The following is a 21,469-nucleotide window of genomic DNA, read 5'->3' on the forward strand; positions in this document are numbered from 1 at the left end:
GCTAGCGTAGCTAGCCTCGTTTTAATCCCCGCTTATGCCAGGCCTTGCTCACGACGATAGCGTTCGCGCAGGTCGTCAATGCTGATAAGGTTACCGGTGTCATCTTCGCAGTACCAGTATTCCCAGCCATTCGAGGCAGGGCGTTGCTGCGCCAGCGCGGCAAGCTGATGCATTGAGCCGTGCTGATCGTGCCAGACGAGATGCCCATCAGCCTTGACCGTCGCTTCTTCGCGCCGATCGCGTGAAAAGAGGCGCTGGCCCACGGCCAGGTAGTGCGCTTCAATCAGTTGACCCAGGCTAATGCGTGGTTGGTGACGGCGCGAGGGGGTCAACAGTTCACGCTCGCTCAACGCTGAGCCGGGGATGCTATCGATCCGCCGACGGGCAAGTTCAAGATAGGCCGGTGCAATTTCGATGCCAATGTAGTTACGCTGCAACTTCTTTGCGACGGCACCAGTTGTCCCCGAACCAAAAAAGGGATCAAGCACAAGATCGCCGGGGTTCGTTGAAGCCAGCAATACTCGATAAAGCAGCGCCTCGGGCTTTTGCGTCGAATGGGCTTTCTTGCCATCGATCTTCAAACGCTCGGCCCCAGTACACAACGGGAGGTGCCAGACGTTTTGCATCTGCTTTTCGTCATTGAAATGCTTCATCGCCTGGTAATGAAAGGTATAGCGTTTCTGTTCTTTTGACTTTTTGGCCCAGATCAAGGTTTCAGTCGCGTTCTGGAACCGTGTCCCGTGAAAATTGGGCATCGGATTCGTTTTGTGCCAGATGATATCATTCAGAATCCAGTAGCCCAGATCCATCATAATTTTGCCAACGCGAAAGATATTGTGGTATGACCCAATGACCCAGATAGTGCCGTCAGCTTTCAAGACGCGCCGACACGCGCTCAGCCACTGCTCGGTAAATTGGTCGTACGCTGCACTGTCAACAAACTGATCCCAACCGTCATCAACGCCAGCCACGACGGTTTGATCGGGACGCAACAACGCTTGTTCAAGCTGCAGATGGTAGGGCGGATCGGCAAAAATGAGGTCAACCGATTGCGCAGGCAAGCGTGTGAGCACCTCAAGACAATTCCCCTCCACAATCTCATTCAGGGGAAGCCTATCATCCTCCATCTCTTCAAGACCTCCACGCCGTCGCATTGGTTTCTCCCAACTTTGCGCACGTATACATTCTGAGACCTCACAGGTCTTGAAGACCTGTGAGGTCGTAAAAAACGCTGGGAAGACATCTATGTGCGCCAAGTTAATCTTCCCCGAGAAGGCCTCCCAGATACCCTTAGCCGTCAGTCTCCTCAGCCGTAGCCCTCCCCTTTGCGGTTTCAGCTGCCTCGGCCATCGTGCGCAAAGCGGTAAAGAGTTCAATTGACAGCAAGACTCCGCTCGGGTAGCCTTTTTGGGTAATCACAATCGGCTGATTCTGCTCACGCGCTCGCTTCATCAGCATCGCGAGCGAACTCGCTGCCTTTGAAATGGGAACCATGCCACGTTGCAGATCGACATCCAGCGATAATACCGGGTTCTGATTGGACATACTCGGCGATCCTTTCTTCGCATTCGACTTCCGCACCTGTAGCCTTCCCCAGGCGGGTTGTTCTGCCGAACACTCTTCACGAACAAAATGAACGATGATCAGTATACCTTGTAACCAATAGATTCACAAGAGTATACAAAAAAATAGGCATAACAATCCGCCCCACCAGATTTTCAGAGGTCAAAACAGCGCGTAAACCACCCTACCCCATTGCCTCTAGCAACACCTCAGTTGCCCATGACCGTTGCCCAGCGACCGGCCCTTCTTCACAACTTAGCCGGGCAAGCGTCGTCAGGGCTGCTTCGGCACATGCACCTTCACCCTGCGCCAGGCAACCCAGGGTTGCCTGGCACTGCCGCCGTATGATGGGTAGCGGATGGTCGGGCAAACCCTGGGGTAGATGCAAGAGTGCTTCGAGCCTCACAACAACGCTCGGCTCGGTCGCATGAGCCAGAGCCGTGATCGCTGCTAGGCGCAGCGCAAGCGGTTGATCGCTCTTCCCGGTCAACGCACAGAGCCAATCAGCATCAAAGGTGCGCTCGGCACGGTAGCTCAGGGCTTTCAGGCGAAGCACCAGGGGCGCATCGGGATCATCCAGGGGGTCTTCGAGGCGCAGATTCGCGGGAGCAAACTCCTCGAGCAGGGTATAAGCCTGCACCCGCACGGGGGGCGATGGGTCAGTCAGGTAACGCTGCAACAACGGCAGCACGTCCTGTTCGCCGCGCCGCAAGAGGGTTGCAAGCGCGGCCAGCCGTAGCGCGGGTGCCACCGCTGAATGCTGGCTGAGCCGGGTCAGCACAGGGGTGATCTGCGGGTCATCGAGTAGCCGCAGCACATCAAGGATGGCAAGCATCGCGGGGCCACTGGCGGATTGCACAGCTTCTAGCAAGCAGGCGAGCCCGGTTGCATCACGATTGCGCGCCAAGACACGAGCCATTGCAGGTGCCAACACTCCTTCTTGATGCTGATGAAACAGTTGCCTCAACTGTTTCATGCTGGCCTCCATCAACGTGGCGGGCAACGCTTCGAGCGCAGCCAGACGGATCTCGTCGGCTTCAGCAGGATCGCGGACAAGCCCAAGCAGGCTCATCTGGGCTTCATACTGGACACTACGGCCAAGCGCGGCAATGGCCGCATAACGTACCAGAGGGTCTTCGCCAGGATCACGCGCACGTGCGCCAACAACGGTGGTTGGGATCGCTGGATGACTAAGCTGTTCGAGCATAGCCGCGCGGATCGCCGGCTCGTCGCGCTGCAGGACGAGTCGTTCACCGAGCATGCGTTGCACAGCCGGATCGCCGCCAAGCCACTCTAACGCCATCAAGCGTAACCGCAGATCAAGCTCGGTCGCCTGTAACAGTGCGCCCAGTTCTTCGGCTGGATGACGAAGCCGAGCCAGCGTTATGAGCAGCGCCTGAGCCACGTCGCGTCGTTGTTCAGCCCAGAGCGCACGACGCAGTGCGGTCACCACCTGCTCGCGCATCCCCACCGTATGGGCCAGGTGCGCCATCCCGCTGATGGCCGCCAGCGCCAGATGTCCCGCTTGTGCCTCTACCATCGCCGCAAACCGCGTCGCCGGGTGCGCCAAGCGAGGGTTGTCGGCCAGCGCTTCGGCCAGGATACGCTGGACTGGGGGCGGTAATGGCAGGTCAGGCCAGGCCAGAGCAGGAGTCTGGGCAAGTTCCGGGGCAACCCGTTGCCAGTGCGCTTCAAGCACGGTGATGAACGAAGGGACAAGCAGGGCGGTGAAGATCGACAGCGCTGTCCGGTCGCCAGTTTTGCCCAGCGCTTCAACGATGACCGAGGCAAGCCGTGGATCAAGGATCGCTCGCTGCAAGGCCCTTCGCAAGGCGATTGCCGCAGATGCACCAGAGGCAGGATGTGCGCCCACATCGCCAAGCGCCAGGGCGGCAACCCGTTTCACCAGCGCTGGCGCATCACCCGTGAGCAGGGCCACCCACGTTGGCCCAAGTTCCGGTAGGCCGCGTGCCGCGAGATGTTCGGCGGCACGTACGCGTACCACGAGGGGCAAACCTGGTCGTGCCAACAGGCGACGCAACAGCACAATGCTAGGAGCGCCCTGCCGGGCAAGCACGTCAAGCGCATCAAGCCGTGTTATCAGTGGCAAGGCCGCACTCACGCAGATGCGGGCGAGCAGCATTGGCCTCCCAGGATGCGGAACCACTGCCAGCGCATCAAGCACCTCGCGTCGTGCAATGCGGGTGGCCTCGGGCCGCAGCAAGACCCGCGTCAAGGCAAGCAAAGCCACCGAGGGAGCCTCGTTCGCAAGACTCTGCAGCGCCGCCCGTCGCAAGATGGGCGCGTCGGCGACCGCAGCCTCTTCAACGAGATCGTGCCGGTTGGCGCAGGCGAGGGCCAGAGCCCGCAGTTCTTCAGGCACAGCAGGATCATCCAGCAGAGCCAGCGCCGCACGGGTGCGCTGCGTGCCCATCGTCTCGTCGTTCAGAAGGGAAGCACACCCTTCACGCAAGGGTGAGAGCGCAAGCAATTGCCGCGTTGCTCCATCAACACAGGCCGCGACATACGCCCGAAAGGCATAGGCGGCGTCTGGGGCGTCAGGGGCAACCTCCGCAAGCAGTTCGGGCGTTGGGGCCAGGTCAATCAAGAGGTCAGCCGCGAGCCTGCGCAGTGCGGACGGCACCCCCGATCGTCCCCCAAGCTCCAGCCAGATCGTCGGCAGTGGGGTCAGCAACGGGGCCGTTGCCCGCATCGCCGCCAGCGTCCGAGCTTCGTCATGCGCCGCTGCCGCCGCAAAGAGCACCGGCAAGACAGGGGCCAGTTCGACCAGCAATGCCTGCCGCTCTTCGTCAGTCCCAGCAGCCGTCAGGTATTCCACCAGACGCAGATGCAACCCAGGGGCATAGGTCGGCATTTCACGCACACATGCTACCAGGGCCCGCAGATTGTCAAAGTCGTCGGTTTCACGTGCGAGCATCTCGAACAGGGGCACAGGATCAACGCGCAGACCAGCGCTCAGGGCGGCGACAGCCGTGCGCTCTTCGACCGGCAGATCGGTGAGTGCATGGGGATCGGCATCGGCCAGCACCCGTGCTTGTTCATACGAGCGCAGGTGAAGACGGCCTACCGCGACCCCCGCATGCAGCATCCGGCCATTCCTAGACGGCCCTGTGCCTGCCACTTCAATGACGGAATAATTGGTCAGCAATGGCTCGGCCAGCGCATAGGCCTGCGCATATAACGCGGCCCGGGAGGACGGAATGCCACCTATCGGGTAGATCAGGGCCAGCAACGCCAACTCTGCCAGGCTCTCGCGCACCGGGGCAAGTGGGGCACCATGGAGCGCCGCGAGCAGCGGGGCAAGATCGTAGGTTGGCAAGAGATGCGCAAGCCACTGCGCAATGGTTGTCTCGGTGGGCAAGGCAAGCGGACGAAGACGCACCCCGTCCCAGGCACCTCTCAGGGGCAGGGTTAGCGCAATCCGCAAAGTAGGCCATGTGCGCTGTGCCGAAACAAGAAACTGTTGCCAGATAGCCCGACGAGGGAGGGCCAGCACTTCCCAGTCATCAAGCAAGAGCAGGCCAGGGCGCTGATGCGCGACAAACTGCTCAGGCAAGCCAGCCTGGTATGCTGCCCGTGCGAGCACCGCCCGCGGGGGAAGGTTAAGCAGATCATCGTCGCCCAATGCAAGATAGAGCAAGGGCCGATCGCTCGGATGCGCCACCCAGTGCGCCGCAAGTTGCATCAAGGCCAGCGAACGCCCCGAAGCTGGTGGCCCGACCAACCCCAGCGCCGTCGGGGTTTCGATGAACGCGGCGTACTCTGTCGCGACATCAAAGCCCAGGGGCAGGCGCAGCAACGGCTCCATCAAACGCAACGCTGGCTCACGAGACAGCCGCGCCTCGATCCTGGTGCGACACATGCGCAACCAACTTCGGCCAAATGAAAACCCTCTCATTATGCCCATCTCATCTCATACCACTTACCGTCGCACCACCGGCACATAGATGAATGGCCGCTGCAATCCTCCAGGCATTGGCAAAACACGGATGCCCCCCGTGCCCTCAGTGATGCCCCCCGGCCCGCGCCCGGGGATCGGTTCGAGATAGGTTGTCAGCAGCCGCGCCCATTCACTCTGACTCGTTTGACTATCAGGCCGATCAAAGACATACTGTTCAAACAATGCCTGCTGTTGACCAAGCCGCTCGCCCGAAGGAAAAAAGATCGCGAGACCTTGCGCCTTCGGGAAACTGATGGGAAAGCCCGCCAGGCTCTCTCCTGCGCTCGCTCGATGCACAAGCACTGGTGTTTGTGTCTCATCCTCAAGCCAGACAACCAGCGTCTCAGCCGCTGTTCGCACCGTATCCGGGGCTGTCTCGATCGCCGCTACCTCAACCGCCAGGCTATAGAGGTCGATTAGCGCATCTTCTTGCGCCGCAATCCGATCATTCCCTAGATTCAACGCATGAATCAGCCCATTTCCCGATGAGTCATAGCGCTGTGTTTTGGTTAGGGCCTCGCGCAACGCAGGGCGCGTCGTAGCGCCAGTCGTCGTAAGTTCGGTTCGCAAAGCAAGGGCAAAGGTCTCAACCTGGGCAAGCAAGGCTTCGCTGCGCCGCAGATCATACGCCACGAGGCTAAACGCGCGTTCCGGCCCTGCCGCCGCAGCGTACGCCTCGACCACACCTGCCGCAACACCTGGTATCTCGTCACGTCCGGCCCCTGCCAGGAGGCTCAGTACATCTTGCCACGGGGTTATCTGCCACATCTGATCCGATGAACCAACCATCGCCCGCGCATACGGGGCCGTCGCGGCGAGCACGTCGAGACTGCCCATCACCGGGGCCTGATAGATCACCAGGTCAAGCCGGTTGTCGCCTTCCAGCCCCGCTGCGCGATAGGCCGCCTGGAGATCATCGAGATTGAGGGCGGCTGGGGCCTCACGCTCCCCCGGATGTTCGTCAAGCGCCAGCCAGCCCGCCGCCTGAGCCGGGGTGATCACCAGCAACGCGGTGTGTGTCGCAGGATACCGCGCACGTCCAGCGGCAATGAAAGCGGCGAGGGTCGCAGGATCGGCACTGTTGATCGCACCACGCGCCCGGCAATCCGGGGGCGTCTGCGCTGCATAGACACAGAGCTCGGCCCCCCGTGGGCCATAATAGTCAGCCAGGCTGATCAGGTTGACCTGCGGGTAGGCCGTTGCCAGCGCGGGCAACCAGGCAAGTTGCTGCGCGGGCAACACTCCCCAGGGCAACCGTGTTCGGTCACCAAGCATGTTATCGCCGGCCAGGTAGATCAGCAAGGTCCAGGCTGCGTCGCTCGCTGCACGAGCAGGCTCACCTGGTTCAGCCAGAGGAGGCGGAGCGAATGGGGACGCTGGAGCAGGCAACAAGGTGATCGCCCGCTCAGCCTGGCTGTAGCCATACTCAACTGTCGAGTTCAGCCGCGGATCGCCCGCATAGATCACTACATACCAGCGGTAACTGCGCCCATAGGTAAAAGCAAAGGCCGGAACATCAGCAAAGCTGGCCGGACTCAACGCAAAGCTCAGGGGTTCACGATCTGCCGCACGCACTGGCCCACAGACCTCCACCGGTAAACCGGTTGCAGGATCACCCCGCACTGGATCATAGACACACACCTGGTGAAAGGTGCCTGCGGTCGCCCGTCCTTGCCAGCGCAGCAAGACTGGCGCAGTATCAGTCGCCACGGTTGTGGTATACGAGGCCGGTTCAAGCAGGGTCACCCCGGTGACATCCAGATCAAGCCCAGTTACGCTAGCACCTTCAGCCAGGCTTGTCAGTGGTGGCCCGGCCCAGAAGCCTGTTCGCCCCGGTATGCGTAGCGGTGCCACAGGCAGATCACGATACCAGATCTGATAACGACTACCCGCAACCAGCGGCGGCACCCCGACAAAACGATAGCTCCCATTTGCATCGCTGCGCGTACTGGCAAGCACAGCGGATCCCGTCGCATTAGACCGGATCAAGAGCACCAGGGCGCTCGCTACGCCACCTTCACTCGTGCGCACCTGCCCGGCCAGGCTCGTGGTGGGAAAACAGACATTGGCCCGCAGATCGTCAAGCCAGAGTTGCTGCGCCAGCGCCTGATTGGTGCGGATGGTCTGCACGACAAAGACAAAGCGACCACGGCTCCGCAACTCGGCCAGCACAGCGGCATCAAGCACCTCCCACTCGAGCAGGCGCCAGGTCGCATCATCATCCTGCGCGACCTCACGCGTCTTCACCGTCACCAGGGGCGGCTCGCTCGCCACGCCATCCTCCGACGCAAAAAAGGCGATCTGCACCTGATCACCAGGGCTGGTTGAACTCTGCGCATAGCGGTACTGCAGCGCCCCATAGAGTTCAGTCACCCCGGCAGGCAAGGTCACCACCTGCCCCGTCGCCGCCACCGCGTCGGTCGGGGACAGCAACAGTGCCTGGGTGCCCGAGAATGGTTCCTCGTCCGAAAAGCTCCGCTGAGACCGATACTCCTTCCACGGCGACGCCTGAGCCGCCAGATTGACCTGCGGATCAGCCAGCACCTGACGACATGTAACAACCGACGACGCGGGGTTCAGTTCACCCTCAAGGATCTGAAGGGTGGGGAAAGACCGGGGAGGACGCGCCCCCGGCACGAAGCGATCAACGCCGGGTTGCGCCTGGCCCGGCCCAGCGTGCCCGAGACTCGCCACGAGCACCAAGCACATGACCAGCCAGGGCAACCCATAACGCATACGTCTGGCAAAGGATCGGCCCTGGTGCGCTATAATAGAAGAAGAGCAAAACATAGCTACCCTTTTGTGATGCCTGCCCTAGCGGCAACGCATCGGTTGAGAGAGGCCCCATGAGCGAGCTCTATAACCTGACTATTCGTGAAGCCCAGCAAGCCCTTGCGACGGGCGAACTTACATCGGTGGCCTTAACCGAGGCTCTTCTGAAGCGGATCACCGCCCTCGAACCACAGTTACAGGTCTTTCTAACGACCACAGGCGAAGAGGCCCTCGCCGCCGCCCAAACTGCCGACGCCACACGCACCGCGACGAGTGGGCCATTGCATGGCATTCCTCTCGCGATCAAAGATGTTATCTGTACCGCAGGCGTCCGTACGACGTGCGGCTCGGCGATCCTCGAAAACTTCGTGCCACCCTACAATGCCACCGTTGTTGAACGCCTTCAGGCTGCTGGCACCGTCAGTCTTGGCAAGGTCAACTGTGATGAGTTTGCGATGGGGTCAAGTACCGAGAATAGCGCCTTTCAGGTGACCCGCAATCCCTGGGATACCGAGCGGGTACCGGGTGGCAGCAGTGGTGGCAGTGCGGCTGCGGTTGCTGCAGGGATGGCTCTGGCGAGCCTGGGAACTGATACCGGTGGGTCGATCCGGCAACCCGCCGCCCTCTGTGGGGTCAGTGGGTTGAAACCAACCTATGGCCGGGTGAGTCGCTTTGGCTTGGTCGCCTATGGCTCCTCGCTTGACCAGATCGGGCCATTTGCGTGGACTGCTGCCGACATCGCGCTGGTCTTGCAAGCGATCGCCGGGCACGATCCGCGTGACGGTACGAGCGCCACGGTACCAGTCCCCGACTATCAAGCAGGGTTGACCGGTGATCTGCGTGGCCTGCGGGTGGGTGTGCCGCGTGAGTATTTTGTCGAGGGAATGGAACCTGGGGTTGAACAGGCTACCCGTGAAGCAATTGCCGTCTTGCGCGACCAAGGGGCTGAGGTTATTGAATTGTCATTGCCGCATACAAAATATGCCTTGCCAACATATTATATCGTTGCCCCCGCCGAGGCAAGTGCCAATCTCGCCCGCTATGACGGTGTGCGCTATGGCCCCCGCGAGGCAGGCACCTCGATGTGGCAAGAGATCGAACTGACGCGCGGGCGTCGCTTTGGGGCCGAGGTGCGCCGACGCATTATGCTCGGTACCTATGTGCTTTCGGCGGGCTACTATGATGCCTACTACAAACGGGCGCAACAGGTGCGCACGTTGATCAAACGCGATTTTGAGCAAGCCTTTGCCCAGGTTGATCTGCTGGCGACGCCAACTTCACCAACCGTGGCCTTCAAGGTCGGCCAGAAGCTTGATGACCCGCTGACGATGTACCTGAGCGATGTCTGTACCCTGCCGATCAACCTCGCCGGCGTGCCTGGCCTCGTGGTGCCGTGCGGCTTCAGCGAGGATCTGCCGGTGGGGCTGCAATTGATTGGCCGCCCCTTTGAAGAAGCAACGCTGCTGCGGGCCGGTGATGCCTATCAACAGGTCACAGCCTGGCATACCCATCGCCCGGCGCTCGTCTCGTAGGCGTTTCTATGCATGCAATGCTCGGTGGCCTCCGCGAAGCGGCGCTCACCCTGACCTACAACCTCTTTCTGGTTGCCCGCACGGCCAGCCGTGTTGTCACCCGCCCGACCCAGATCGGGGTGCGTGTGCTCGTTCCCCAAGACGACCGGGTGCTGTTGGTGCGCCATCGCGGCGGGCGCTGGCCGTGGGCACTGCCCGGTGGTGGGGCCGAAGCTAGCGAAAGTCTTGAGCACACCGCTCTCCGTGAATTGCGCGAAGAGGCTGGATGTCACGGCGAAGTCGCCCATCTCCACGGTCTCTTTCATAATTTCAGCGAAGGCATGAACAACCTGATCGCTGTCTTTGTTTGTCACACCACCGAAGTCGCCCAACCGCCTGCCGGCGACCTCGAGATTGTTGCTGCCCGCTTCTTTCTCTATCGTGACCTGCCGGCAAACCTTGATCCTGGTAGTCGCGAACGGATCGCCGAATATCGCCGTGGTGAACGGGGTATGTACCGGGATTGGTAGGAAGAATCTATGCCGTATACACCTATTGTCGGAACTCTGGGCTATGTCCTTTCGCCTGACCAGCAACAGGTCTTGCTGGTGCATCGCAACGCTCGCCCTGACGATCTGCACCTCGGCAAATATAATGGGCTTGGGGGCAAACTTGATCCCCACGAAGATGTTGTCGCCGGGATGCGTCGCGAATTGCGTGAAGAGGCGAGTATCGAGGCGCTCGAGCTTACCCTGCGCGGGACGATCAGTTGGCCGGGCTTTGGCAAAAACGGCGAGGACTGGCTCGGCTTCATCTTTCTTATCACCCACTTTACCGGCGAGCCGCCAACCAGCAATGTGGAAGGGGCGCTCGAATGGATCCCGCTTACGCGCCTGCTCGCGCTGGATCTGCCACTGTGGCCCGGAGATCACTTCTTCCTGCCCCTCGTCTTCAGTTCCGATCCCCGCCAGTTTCACGGCGTCATGCCGTACGATCAAGGCCAACCGGTACGCTGGGACTATACGTTGATATAAAGGGGTTTCTGTTGCTGGTAAAAAGCCAGCTACGCTGGTTTTTTACCAGCAACGATTCTTGAAGGAGAAGCTTTTATTGAACGGAACGGTCGTAGTTATCCTTGCGTGTGTGGTTGGTGCCCTGAGTCTGCTCGCACTCACGATCTGGATGCTCAATCGTGCGTGGGGCGAGAATTTCCCCGGCTCTGGCGGCACCCTCCCTTCCGAACTGCTTGACCAGTATCAGGTGACAACGAGCCATCGCCCCCAGGTCGAGCCTACCCGACACGAGGATGACCTGAGCTCGTGGTGGGCTAACGACGACGATGAGCAGACCCAAGGACCCGCTGGAAGCCCGACCAGCGAGATGGTTGAGATTACCCATACGGCGGTGCGCCAGGCGATCTTGACCTCACTTGAACGGGGAGGCAGCCCGTATGCGACCTTTTTTGTCCAGGATGACGATAAGGTCTATCTGGCTCTGTACCGTATTCACGATCCCGCCCAGCGCGCCACCGCCCAGCGTGTGGTCGAGGGGCTGAACGATGGGCGCCTCAACGCCTTTTCGCTGATGGAAACCCTCCGTCATCTGCGGCCCGGACAGTAGCAAGGAGCTAGTATGCTTGATATCAAGGTAATCCGTGAACAACCCGCTTATGTCAAACAGCAACTGGCCCGTTTTGACGTAGCTGGGGCCATTGTTGACCAGGTGCTCGGCTATGACGAGCGGCGTCGTACGCTCTTGCGTGAAGTCGAGGATCTGAAGGCACTGCGTAATAGTGTCTCGAAAGAGATCAGCCAACTGAAGGATGCCAGTGCCCGCGAGACGAGAATTCGCGAGATGCGCGAGGTCGGCGACCGCATCAGTCTGCTCGATAAAGAAGTTGCCCAGGTCGAACAAGACCAGCAAGCGGCCATGCTTGAGATCCGCAATCTGCCGCATCCCGATGTGCCCGATGGCGCTGATGATACCGCCAATCCGGTGATCTATCAGGAGGGCGAAGAGCGCCAGTTAGATTTTGGGGCCAAGCCCCATTGGGAACTGGTCGAGGCCCTGGGAATCGTCAATTTCGAGCAGGGCGTCAAGCTCGCCGGTTCACGATTTTATGTCATGCGCGGCCTCGGGGCCAGGCTGCAGCGGGCGACGATCCAGTGGTTGCTCGATCTCCATCTGCGCCAGGGCTACGAAGAGGTCTACACCCCCTTTGTCGTCAAAGAAGCGGCGCTCTGGGCAGCCGGGCAATTGCCCAAGTTCCGCGACAATCTCTATCGCGATGAAGAATCGGGCCTCTGGCTCGTGCCGACGGCCGAGGTGCCCATAACGAGCCTTTATGCCGATGAGATCCTGGAGGCTTCGCGCTTGCCGATCTACCACGTCGCCTACACGCCCTGTTTTCGTAAAGAACAGTTGAGCGCCGGGCGCGACGTGCGCGGGATGAAACGCGGCCACCAGTTCGATAAGGTTGAAATGTATATGTTCACCTTCCCCGACCAGAGCTACACCGCCCTCGAGAAGTTGCGCAGCAATGCCGAAGAGTGCTGTCGGCTGCTGGGCCTGCCCTTCCGCACCAAGATCCTCTGCACCGGCGATATTGGCTTTGGGGCGGCCAAAACCTACGATATCGAGGTGTGGGCACCAGGGCAGGGCGAATGGCTTGAAGTCAGTTCCTGCTCGAATGTCGAGGCGTTCCAGGCCCGCCGCGCCAATCTGCGCTATCGCCCTGAACCAGGGGCAAAACCCGAGTACCTGCATACGCTGAATGGCTCGGGCCTGGGCTTGCCGCGTACCATCATCGCGATCATGGAAAATTACCAGCAAGAAGACGGCAGCATCGTTGTGCCCGAAGTGCTCCGTCCGTATATGGGTGGCTGCGAGGTGATCAAATAAGCCCATTGCGGATTTTAGATTGCAGATTGCGGATTGCGCGGCTGGTCATCACCGTCAGGGATGGCAAGCCGCGTGCATGCGGCATAGCCAAGGGGAATGGGTCTACCTATGCGGATTGCGATCATCGGGGCCGGCGCTATCGGCGGGGTCTTGGCATGGTACCTCGCGCCACACTGCGATCTCGTCATTGTTGATCCGTGGGCCGGCCATGTGGCAGCGCTGAACTGCGACGGTTTGCACTGCGAGCGCGACGGGGTCACCGAGGCGCGGCGGGTACGCGCCGTGAGCGACCCCGCGCTGGCTTTTCCAGCCAAGCTCGCCCTGGTGCTCGTCAAAGCGCACCAGACAGCCTGGGCCGCCGAGGCGTGTGCCGTAGCGCTGGCCCCCGATGGCCTCGCCTACACCCTCCAGAACGGCCTGGGCAACCACGAGGTACTTGCCGCCGAACTTGGCGCAACACGGGTGGGGCAGGGTGTCACCGCACTGGGCGGCACCCTCCTTGGGCCAGGGCGCGTCCGCCATGCCGGGATGGGCGCGACCACCTTGAGCCTCACACCCAACCCGGCGCAGGCCAACGCGCTCGCCGATCTGCTCAACCAGGCGGGCTTGCCCACGAGCGTCACGGCTGACCTGGACAGCCTGATTTGGGGCAAACTGATCGTCAACGTCGGCATCAACGCCATCACGGCGCTGCTGCGCGTCCGCAACGGCGTGCTCGCCGAAAACAGCGCCGCACGCGGACTGCTCAGCGCCGTCGTCGCCGAAGCGGTGCGCGTCGCCGCGGCCCAGGGCATCACGCTGCCCTACACCGACCCCGTCGCGCACGTGCTGCAAGTCGCCCGCGCCACCGCCGCGAACCAATCGTCGATGCTGCAAGATCGGCTACGCGGTGCCCCCACCGAAATCGCCACGATCAACGGCGCCATCGTCGCTATCGGCGCAAAGCTCGGCCTCCCCACGCCTTACAACGCCGCCCTGGTAGCCCTGATGACCGCCTTGGAGACCACGCAAGGCGAGGGGGTTTGACGAGCCGTTCACGGCGACAGCAGCTGCGCGGCGCAGCACAGGGGAACACGTGGGTGTAAATGGTATAATCGCGGTGTCGCAGGTATGGAGTGGGTATAGGCGGCAGAATCAAGGAGAGACCTTGTGTCTATCAATAGGCGGAGCCTCATGAAGCTCTTACCGGCTGCGATAGCCAGTAGTTTGCTCGTGGATCAGCCGCATGTTCCTGCCCGTGCAACTTCAGCACGTTCTCCTCTTATCGCCAAACACTATCAAGGTACAAACTTGTCCGGATGGGAAGTCGCTTTGGGCGATGCTCTGTATGTACGCCCTGGAGAATGCCCTGTAACGCTGCGTGACATTGAGACGGTCCATGAACCTGTTCATAGTGAACTTCGGGCCAATCTTCAGCGTCGCATCATCTTGGCGCATAACATTACGTTCAAACAGATTATCAACAACGAAGCCCTACAGTTTGTCCACACATGTGCTTTTAAATTTCGTCTGCCCTACTTACCCAATACCGATGTTAATGCCGATTTGAATGCCCAGACGTTGGAGGGTGGAATTTTTGTATGGGATGGGAGTCAAACGCGGCTAGACTATGGGATGGCCTTCCAGTGGGGACTGAATCCTTGGATTGGAGGTGAGAGTGTGGGGGCCTTTGGCGTCATGAGTTCTTGGATCAATACGCATGGTGATAATGGTACGTGGAGAAATGTGGGCCGCCTCACTCCCGACACACAATGGCATGAAGTAAAAATGGTTGTCGATTATCCACGGCAAACAACTGCGCTGTTGTTTGATAGCCAACCCTATTTGACTCAGTTCACAAGTATTCCAAAACCCAACACGTGGGGCACCGAGATTGCTGCGCGCCTTCAGGTCGAAATCATCAGCATTTATCCTGAACCGACTGCGTTACGTGCGATGCATAAAGCCCAGATTAAGGATTGGTCTTGGACTTGGAAGCGGGCGCATTATGCTTTTTTACCTTCCATCCGCAAATAGGCGGCAGCGTTGCGCCATGCCACCAGAACCAGTGCTCGCGTGGGGCACATTTCGGTATAACGTGGTCGGTCGTGACATGCTGGTGGCAACTAGGCGCATACGCAACGGCGCGGGCTTGCAGGCGTGACTCGTGTGCCGTATCCGGTATAGTTCACATCAACGGGATCGTTGCATATCCGTCGGGCACAAAGAGGCTGCCTTCGGTGGTGCCCTGCGCTGTGATTTGTTGCAAGTGACGCCCAAGTTCAGCCGGGGTCATTGTGCCAGCCAGAGTTGCCTGGAAGAGGTCGGTTACGCGGGCGACTTCTTCCCCACGCTCATGCACAAATTCGAGCCGGAAGTGACGCAGGCCCGCGGCCCGCCACGCGGCAAGATGCCGACTCGCTTCCTGCGCTTCGGCGTTGAAGACGGTGTTGCGACAACCGACGTCGGCCATCACGGGGTGCGCCCGTCCTTGCTGGTCGCGCAACGCGAGGCGGTGCTTTTCGCACGGGTGCCCACAGTCTTTGTAGTTGGTGCCAGTCGAGAGGAAGCGGCAGAAGACGCAGTGCTCGGTGTGAAAGATCGGGAGATGTTGATACGCGACAATTTCGAGCAGGTCGGCATCAAGTGCAGCGGCAAGCTTCGCAATCTGATCGGCGTTCAGGTCGTAGGTCGGCGTGAGCCGCGCCAACCCAAGTTCGAGCATGGTCTGCGCGGTGAGGATGTTGGCGGCGTTGAGGCTGAAGTCGCCAACAAGACGCGGGATGGCGGCCTCGCGCAGGGCGTGCAACAAGCCCGTGGAACGCACGAGGATCGTGCAGTCGAGTTTGCGGAGGAAGTGAACAATGCGCTGTTCGTCGGGTTTGAGCACCCGCGGGCTCGCGACCCGTGCTTCGATGCCCGCCGCCTGGACTTGCTCCACCGCCGGACGCAAGCCGTAGAGTTCAAGGTAGTCGAGCGTGATGCTCGCCGGACGGGCGGCCAACGCGGCTTCTAGTTGCTCGGGCGTACGAACAAGCAGGTGCAACGTGGGCGGCGCAACTGCCGTGTCCAACCCAGGACGGGAAGAAACCATCTGGGCCAGCACTGCCGCCGGATCGCCACCACGGATCGGCGCAGGCTGCCCCTGAAGATCGGCCAGCAGATCAGTCGCTTCACGGCGCAACTGGTTGAGCAACGAATTGGGCACAAACGGGTTGCCTTCGGCCACATAGTTCAGCGCCGCCAGATAGTAGGGCGTTGTGCCAAGGCGGCCAAGTTGTTCGTGCAATAAGGCTTCGGTCAAGCCGCGCCGCTCAGCCGCCGCAAGCGGCTCAGGTGAACGCACCGTCACCCGCAGCGCCGGAAGTTCACCGTGCTGCCAGGTCAAAACAAGTGGTTCGCCGACCTGCGCCACGGCGTGAACCACCACGGGCTGACGGCGCACCGGACTGGCCGGCTGGGTTAGCGGACGTACCGCACGTTCAAGGTCGGGGTCAAGGGTACGCCAGATCAGATCGCCCGGTCGAATACGGCGCAGATCAACCGCATCATAGCCAAACTCCAATTCCACCAAACCATGCAGCGCCGGATAGACGTGATAGACCCGCCCGCCCTCTTCGGGTTCTTCAGGGCTGCGCCAAGCGGCGGCATCAAAGACAATGCCATCACCAGGTTTGAGCGGCGAGGCCGCTGCCGCCGGGTCAAGTTCAGCCAGAATGCTCTCGGTCAACACCTTGGCGACACGGGCCACGAGCACCCCACGATGGCGGGGTGCTCGTCCACGCACCACCGCCTGATGGTCAGTCCCGGTGAGAAAATAGGGGCCCATCCCCCGTGAATAGACCTGGGTCAACTGCAACTCTTCATACGGCGTGATCGAGAGCGGCAGACCAGCCCAGGCTTCATCAACCGCCTTGCGATACGCCGCGGTGGTCAGCGCCACATAGGCCGCATCTTTGTAGCGCCCTTCAATCTTCAGCGCCGACACACCCAATTGCACAATGGCGGGCATCTCGTGCAACGCATAGAGATCGCCGGGCGACAAGAGATAGCGCGCCTCGCCGAGTGGCCGGGGCGTACCATCGACCAGCAGATCATACGGGAGGCGACACGCCTGCGCACACTGACCGCGATTCGCGCTCCGCCCGCCCCACGCCTCTGAAGAGAAACACTGCCCCGAATACGAAACACAAAGCGCCCCATGGACAAACATCTCAAGTTCAAGCGTCGTCGCCGCCCGGATCGCCGCAATCTCCTTGAGCGACAACTCACGCGCCAGCACCACGCGACTCACCCCAAACTGACGGGCAAGCTCAACCCCCTCAGCCGACGTAATGCTCATCTGGGTCGAGCCATGCACCTCAATCTCGGGCACCAGTTGGTGCAACAGGCGCGCCATGCCCACATCCTGCACAATGAAGGCATCGGCGCCAGCCTCGGCAATCGCCAAGGCCACCCGCGCCGCCTGCAACAACTCGTGGTCAAACATCAGCGTATTAAAGGTCAGATAACCCTTGACGCGCCGCTGATGCAGCGTACGCATCACCTCGGGCAGTTCCTCTAGCGTAAAACCGACCTTGGCACGGGCACTAAAATGCTTGAGCCCAAAATAGACCGCATCAGCCCCCGCCTCAATTGCAGCCTGCAACTGTGGCCAGTAGCCAGCGGGACTCATCACTTCTGGTTTCATGATCGCCTTTATCAAGATACAAGCCCCGAGGCAGAGGGTGTCGAGGGGGGCATCGGCAAATCGGGACCCGTATAGAAGAGGCGACCCTCGCGCCAGTCGGCCAGATCGACCGCCGTCAGCCACGCCGCCACCGTCTGCGCTCGGCGATACGCCGTGCTATCGGCAAGCGGGGCAAGCCCCTGAAGCACCTGAGCCACCGCGGTGCGCTCGAGGCCAGCGGGGGCCATGCGGATCGCAACAATCACCGCCCGCATCGGATCGCGTTGGAGCAAAAGACGGCGCAGATAGGTACGCTGTTCCGCACGATTGCTGCGCGCAAAACTCCGCCCGAGGATCGTCAACTGCGGATCATCGCCTGGTTCACCTTCAGCCACCAACCCAAGGATCCGGGCCGCCTGGGTATAATAATGGCCCTGGCGCAGCACCTTCATGCCAATATACTCAGCAATCGCCTCAGTCGTCAACCGACCGCGATCAATCGCCTCAGGCACACGCGCCACATCCCAGATCTGATCAGCCTGTGGAATATCAGCCGTATCAAGGAGCATCGCCCCTATCTCCACTCTTACACCTTGTACCGTTGAGTATGGTGCCTAGTCACCCTGAGTACCAAATGGCCCGCAGGCCAGTCGTGCCGTAACCAGCAGGGTGAGCGCCCATCGAATCTCGCAGGTCTTGCAGACCTGTGAGGTCTCAGACCAGTTTTGTTGTTTAGCCATAGTTTCAGGGTGCTTTGCAGTGTACGCTCATCGGAGTGCCGGTTTCAGTCGGCTTCCCGTTCAGCCGACTGATGGTCTTTCAGAAATGAATCCGCTCTAACCCACGAAGGTGGGCTTCGCATGCCCTAGCCGAGGGCTTGAACCCGACGGCATCGGGCGCATAGCGGATTGTTACTTGAAACTCATAAGTCGGCACTCCGAGGCAAGGGTAACGCTGATCTGGTTCTTCTGAAACCATGCCTTAGGAGCGGAGCGAAGGATCTCAGGCCTCTCGCGGGCAGAGAAGCTTCGCTGCGCGCACCATGACAAAGGGGCATCTTCAAGCGCAATTGGTATTACACAACGCATTATACAGCCCCAGACAGCCTCATGATAACACAAGCCGCGATGAGCGGCAAAAGTGGCCTAAATGCTTGCAAGCTGCGCTTGCTGCATTGCAGAAAAGGGAAGGAGTAGTTTTTTCAGGGAGGGCAAGCCCTCCCTGAGACCCTCTCTAGCACAACCCAGAAGTGTCACAACTTTGTCATGTTCAGCGCAGCAATACCTGCTAAGATAAGGAAAGAGAGCCTGCCATCTCCCTATCGCCAGGGAAGTTACAGCTATGCGTTTCAATCCCAGCATCCAACAAAAGATTCTCGCCCTGCTTTTAAGCCTGGCCCTGCCCCCCCTGGCTCTCGTTGGCTGGCTCGGACTGGTCGGGCTAACACGCGCACGCGAGACTGCCATGCAAGAGGGCATCAGTGCGCTGCAAACCCAGGCGGAACAGACGCTTGCCGACCGTGCAACCGACAAGGCCCGCCTCTATGATCAGGCTCTTGCGGCGATTGAACAGCAAGTCCAGAGCGTTGCAACCTATGCGCTCACTGGGTACGGACTAGAACCATTGGCGCTCACCTCTGATCGTGTCTGGATCGCGCCGGTTCCCTCGGCTGATCAGTTGCAGCGCTATCCTGTTGAAGTGGCGTATGCCCAGCGCATCATTCCGATGCTACGTGCGACGGTTGCGGCCAATCCGCTGGTCAGCATTGGCTATATCGCCTTCGAGCAGGGCGGCGTGATGGCCTTTGATGATGAGGCCGTTGTGGATGCGCTGCTCGCCATTCAGCCCTTTGATCCGCGCACCCGCCCCTGGTATCTCGCCGCCCGTGCGAGCAATGGGCCAGTCTGGACCGACACCTATGTTGATGCGAATACAGGTCTGTTGGCAACCACCTGCGCAATGCCCCTAATTACACCCGAAGGCACCTTTCTCGGCGTCGTGGCCTTCGATCTATTGCTCCGCACCATTCAACAGGATCTGCTCACGGTTGACATTGGCGAGCAAGGCTATGCACTGCTGGTCAATGAACGCGGCAAGGTCATTGTGCGCCCCGATATGGAAGTGCGCGATGAGCGATGGAATGAGCCATTTCAGACCGAGAACTTGCTTGATTCACCGAGTCCTGAGTTGCGTGAGCTTGTGGCCACGATAAATGGGCGTGAACATGGCATCGCTCGGATTGAAGATAAGAATGAACCCGCCTATATTGCCTACGCGCCGATTCCAACCGCAGGCTGGAGTGTGGCGCTCATTATTCCCGCCGATCAGGTGATTGCACCAGCCGTGCGTACCGGTACACGGATCGGCGAACGCCAGGAAGAACTGCAACGCCAACTCGTGATCCTGCTGATCTCTCTTGGGGCCGTCATTAGTCTGGTCGGGCTCTTTCTCTCGCACTCCTTCACCCGGCGCATCAGCAGCGTCCGCCAGGGGGTTCAGGCCATCAGTCAGGGCAATTTGCAACAGCGTTTACCACCAGCCGGAACAGATGAGATCGGGCAACTGGCCGAGACCTTCAACCATATGGCCGATGTGCTCGAAGAGAAGGTTCACGAGTTAGAGAGCAATGCCGAACAACTCGCCAGACTGAATAGTGTCTCACAAGAACTCAAGGGCATTCTTGATCTGCCCCACCTGCTGAAGGCGATTCCGCACGCGATCTGTACCCAGTTCGCTTTTGATCGCGCCGTCATCTATCTGGTCGAAGATGAGTACCTGCGCGCCGTTGAGGCTTCGTTTGGCCCGGGCGGGCGCGAACAGGCCCACCATTTTATCGAGGTCGCAAATAGTCAGCCGCTCGCCCTCAATGGCGCTACGGTTGAGGCCGATGTGATCCGTAGTGGCAAAGCAATCATTGTCGATAATCCCTGGTCACATCCCGGGGTTGAACCGCGCAAGCAGGCCGCCTCGGCAAGCCATGCGTATGTGCAAGTGCCCATCTTTGGCCGTGAAGGCCGTCCGCTCGGGTTACTGTCTGCCGATTGTCATCTGAGTCGGCGGACAATCGGGGTGGAAGATGCCAGCCGTTTGTTGATGTTCGCCGGGATGGTTGGCTTGACGATCGAGAATGTGCAACTCTATCAGGATCTCGAGCGCCAGGTAACCCAGCGGACTGAGGAGTTGCTGGTCGCCCTTGAACTCGCCCATCAGGCTGATCGCCGCAAGAGTGATTTCCTCGCTGGCCTTTCCCACGAATTGCGCACCCCGCTCAATGCGATCATCGGCTTTAGTACAATTATGCTCGATGGCCTTGATGGCTCGTTGACCCCTTCGCAGCGTGAAGATCTGACCAGTATTAATCGCAATGGGCGCTTTCTCCTCTATCTTATTACCGAATTGCTCGATCTCGCTCGCATCGAGGCCGGACATCTGAAACTCGAACGGACGCATGTTGACCTTGTGAGCGTCGTTGGTGAGGTCGTTGATACGGTACAGGGCATTCTTCAGGGCAAGCCCTTGACCCTACACGCGACCCTGCCCCCCGATCTCCCCCTTGTTGACGCCGATGCCGATCGGGTACGCCAGATCCTGTTGAACCTGCTCTCAAATGCGGTAAAATTCACCCACAAGGGTTCCGTGACCGTCAGTGCCTATTGCCTCGATGAACTGAATGAAGACGCCCAGATTGAACCAATGGTTGCCGTGCGGGTAACCGATACGGGCATTGGCATTCCCAAAGAACGCCTCAATGATATTTTTCAAGAGTTTGTGCAAATCCACGGTGGTCAATCACGGCTGAGTGGCACTGGCCTTGGGTTGACGATTACCCGACGCCTCGTCGAGGCCCATCATGGGCGGATCTGGGTTGAGAGTGTACCGGGTTTTGGTAGTACTTTTAGTTTTACCCTGCCGGTTGCTCAGGCGCACCGTCATACGCCCAAGCTCCCTGATGAGACCGTGTCTGCCTCAGGCGTGCCGCACCAGACGATCCAAGTTACGTACCCGGAAGAGTTTGTGTTTCCCTTCAGTCTCTTGGACGATACGATCCAATCCGATCCATCACACATGAACACCCCCAATCAGCCAACGTCAGGGGAAAGGTAAGGGCACGCA

The 21,469-nt window shown here is 60.0% G+C and carries 15 protein-coding genes; 8 read left to right on the plus strand and 7 right to left on the minus strand.

Annotated features, from left to right (window positions below):
• Nucleotides 1-32 precede the first annotated feature (32 nt).
• From EKD05_RS15150 to EKD05_RS25795, 5 genes are all read right to left on the minus strand, one after another.
• Nucleotides 33-1,154 (minus strand): site-specific DNA-methyltransferase, encoded by a 1,122-nt coding sequence (locus tag EKD05_RS15150; RefSeq protein WP_129674174.1) that lies wholly within the window; start codon nucleotides 1,152-1,154, stop codon nucleotides 33-35.
• 136 nt (nucleotides 1,155-1,290) lie between these two features.
• Nucleotides 1,291-1,545 carry a type II toxin-antitoxin system prevent-host-death family antitoxin gene (locus EKD05_RS15155; protein ID WP_129674176.1) on the minus strand — a complete coding sequence of 85 codons (255 nt, stop codon included), beginning with the start codon at nucleotides 1,543-1,545 and terminating at the stop codon, nucleotides 1,291-1,293.
• A gap of 202 nt (nucleotides 1,546-1,747) precedes the next feature.
• A complete protein-coding gene (locus tag EKD05_RS15160) occupies nucleotides 1,748-5,482 on the minus strand; it encodes a hypothetical protein (protein ID WP_129674178.1) in 3,735 nt (1,244 codons plus the stop codon).
• Nucleotides 5,483-5,506: 24 nt separating this feature from the next.
• Nucleotides 5,507-8,218 carry a clostripain-related cysteine peptidase gene (locus tag EKD05_RS15165; RefSeq protein ID WP_165360752.1) on the minus strand — a complete coding sequence of 904 codons (2,712 nt, stop codon included), beginning with the start codon at nucleotides 8,216-8,218 and terminating at the stop codon, nucleotides 5,507-5,509.
• The gene (locus EKD05_RS25795) at nucleotides 8,169-8,372 is read right to left on the minus strand and encodes a hypothetical protein (protein WP_165360753.1); all 204 of its coding nucleotides are present in this window, start codon (nucleotides 8,370-8,372) and stop codon (nucleotides 8,169-8,171) included. Before EKD05_RS25795 ends, EKD05_RS15165 begins: the two co-directional genes overlap by 50 nt.
• Between EKD05_RS25795 and gatA the strand changes: the two genes are divergently transcribed.
• From gatA to EKD05_RS15200, 7 genes are all read left to right on the plus strand, one after another.
• Nucleotides 8,371-9,828: an Asp-tRNA(Asn)/Glu-tRNA(Gln) amidotransferase subunit GatA gene (gatA, locus tag EKD05_RS15170; protein WP_129674182.1), complete on the plus strand. Its 1,458-nt coding sequence runs from the start codon at nucleotides 8,371-8,373 to the stop codon at nucleotides 9,826-9,828. The two genes, EKD05_RS25795 and gatA, sit on opposite strands and share 2 nt — an antisense overlap.
• An 8-nt stretch (nucleotides 9,829-9,836) precedes the next feature.
• Nucleotides 9,837-10,337 carry an NUDIX domain-containing protein gene (locus tag EKD05_RS15175; protein ID WP_129674184.1) on the plus strand — a complete coding sequence of 167 codons (501 nt, stop codon included), beginning with the start codon at nucleotides 9,837-9,839 and terminating at the stop codon, nucleotides 10,335-10,337.
• Nucleotides 10,338-10,346: 9 nt separating this feature from the next.
• Complete coding sequence (locus EKD05_RS15180; protein ID WP_129674186.1) at nucleotides 10,347-10,841, plus strand: 8-oxo-dGTP diphosphatase; 495 nt, start codon at nucleotides 10,347-10,349, stop codon at nucleotides 10,839-10,841.
• Between the two features lie 76 nt (nucleotides 10,842-10,917).
• On the plus strand, nucleotides 10,918-11,427 hold the full coding sequence (locus tag EKD05_RS15185) for a hypothetical protein (RefSeq protein ID WP_129674188.1): 510 nt from the start codon (nucleotides 10,918-10,920) through the stop codon (nucleotides 11,425-11,427).
• Nucleotides 11,428-11,439: 12 nt separating this feature from the next.
• Entirely contained in the window at nucleotides 11,440-12,708 is a 1,269-nt protein-coding gene (serS, locus tag EKD05_RS15190) for a serine--tRNA ligase (protein ID WP_129674190.1), read from the plus strand.
• A gap of 108 nt (nucleotides 12,709-12,816) precedes the next feature.
• Entirely contained in the window at nucleotides 12,817-13,734 is a 918-nt protein-coding gene (locus EKD05_RS15195) for a ketopantoate reductase family protein (RefSeq protein WP_129674192.1), read from the plus strand.
• A 147-nt stretch (nucleotides 13,735-13,881) separates the two neighbouring features.
• Nucleotides 13,882-14,724 carry a hypothetical protein gene (locus EKD05_RS15200; protein WP_129674194.1) on the plus strand — a complete coding sequence of 281 codons (843 nt, stop codon included), beginning with the start codon at nucleotides 13,882-13,884 and terminating at the stop codon, nucleotides 14,722-14,724.
• A gap of 151 nt (nucleotides 14,725-14,875) precedes the next feature.
• Here EKD05_RS15200 and EKD05_RS15205 read toward each other — a convergent pair whose 3' ends face one another.
• A complete protein-coding gene (locus EKD05_RS15205; protein ID WP_129674197.1) occupies nucleotides 14,876-17,377 on the minus strand; it encodes a U32 family peptidase in 2,502 nt (833 codons plus the stop codon).
• 11 nt (nucleotides 17,378-17,388) lie between these two features.
• Entirely contained in the window at nucleotides 17,389-17,925 is a 537-nt protein-coding gene (locus EKD05_RS15210) for a hypothetical protein (RefSeq protein WP_129674199.1), read from the minus strand.
• Between the two features lie 772 nt (nucleotides 17,926-18,697).
• Between EKD05_RS15210 and EKD05_RS15215 the strand changes: the two genes are divergently transcribed.
• Nucleotides 18,698-21,460, plus strand: coding sequence for a cache domain-containing protein (locus tag EKD05_RS15215; RefSeq protein WP_129674202.1), 2,763 nt, complete (start codon nucleotides 18,698-18,700; stop codon nucleotides 21,458-21,460).
• Nucleotides 21,461-21,469: the final 9 nt, after the last annotated feature.

It is taken from the genome of Candidatus Chloroploca sp. Khr17 (assembly GCF_004138165.1).
In the GTDB taxonomy this organism is placed as follows: domain Bacteria; phylum Chloroflexota; class Chloroflexia; order Chloroflexales; family Chloroflexaceae; genus Chloroploca.

Bases quoted from the DNA above. Each gene is read 5' to 3' on its own strand.
- EKD05_RS15215 (WP_129674202.1), top strand. From the start codon at position 18,698: ATGCGTTTCAATCCCAGCATCCAACAAAAGATTCTCGCCCTGCTTTTA.
- EKD05_RS15160 (WP_129674178.1), bottom strand. From the start codon at position 5,482: ATGAGAGGGTTTTCATTTGGCCGAAGTTGGTTGCGCATGTGTCGCACC.
- EKD05_RS15180 (WP_129674186.1), top strand. From the start codon at position 10,347: ATGCCGTATACACCTATTGTCGGAACTCTGGGCTATGTCCTTTCGCCT.
- EKD05_RS15210 (WP_129674199.1), bottom strand. From the start codon at position 17,925: ATGCTCCTTGATACGGCTGATATTCCACAGGCTGATCAGATCTGGGAT.
- EKD05_RS15200 (WP_129674194.1), top strand. From the start codon at position 13,882: ATGAAGCTCTTACCGGCTGCGATAGCCAGTAGTTTGCTCGTGGATCAG.
- EKD05_RS25795 (WP_165360753.1), bottom strand. From the start codon at position 8,372: ATGGGGCCTCTCTCAACCGATGCGTTGCCGCTAGGGCAGGCATCACAA.
- EKD05_RS15195 (WP_129674192.1), top strand. From the start codon at position 12,817: ATGCGGATTGCGATCATCGGGGCCGGCGCTATCGGCGGGGTCTTGGCA.
- EKD05_RS15205 (WP_129674197.1), bottom strand. From the start codon at position 17,377: ATGAAACCAGAAGTGATGAGTCCCGCTGGCTACTGGCCACAGTTGCAG.
- EKD05_RS15150 (WP_129674174.1), bottom strand. From the start codon at position 1,154: ATGCGACGGCGTGGAGGTCTTGAAGAGATGGAGGATGATAGGCTTCCC.
- serS (WP_129674190.1), top strand. From the start codon at position 11,440: ATGCTTGATATCAAGGTAATCCGTGAACAACCCGCTTATGTCAAACAG.
- EKD05_RS15175 (WP_129674184.1), top strand. From the start codon at position 9,837: ATGCATGCAATGCTCGGTGGCCTCCGCGAAGCGGCGCTCACCCTGACC.
- EKD05_RS15155 (WP_129674176.1), bottom strand. From the start codon at position 1,545: ATGTCCAATCAGAACCCGGTATTATCGCTGGATGTCGATCTGCAACGT.
- gatA (WP_129674182.1), top strand. From the start codon at position 8,371: ATGAGCGAGCTCTATAACCTGACTATTCGTGAAGCCCAGCAAGCCCTT.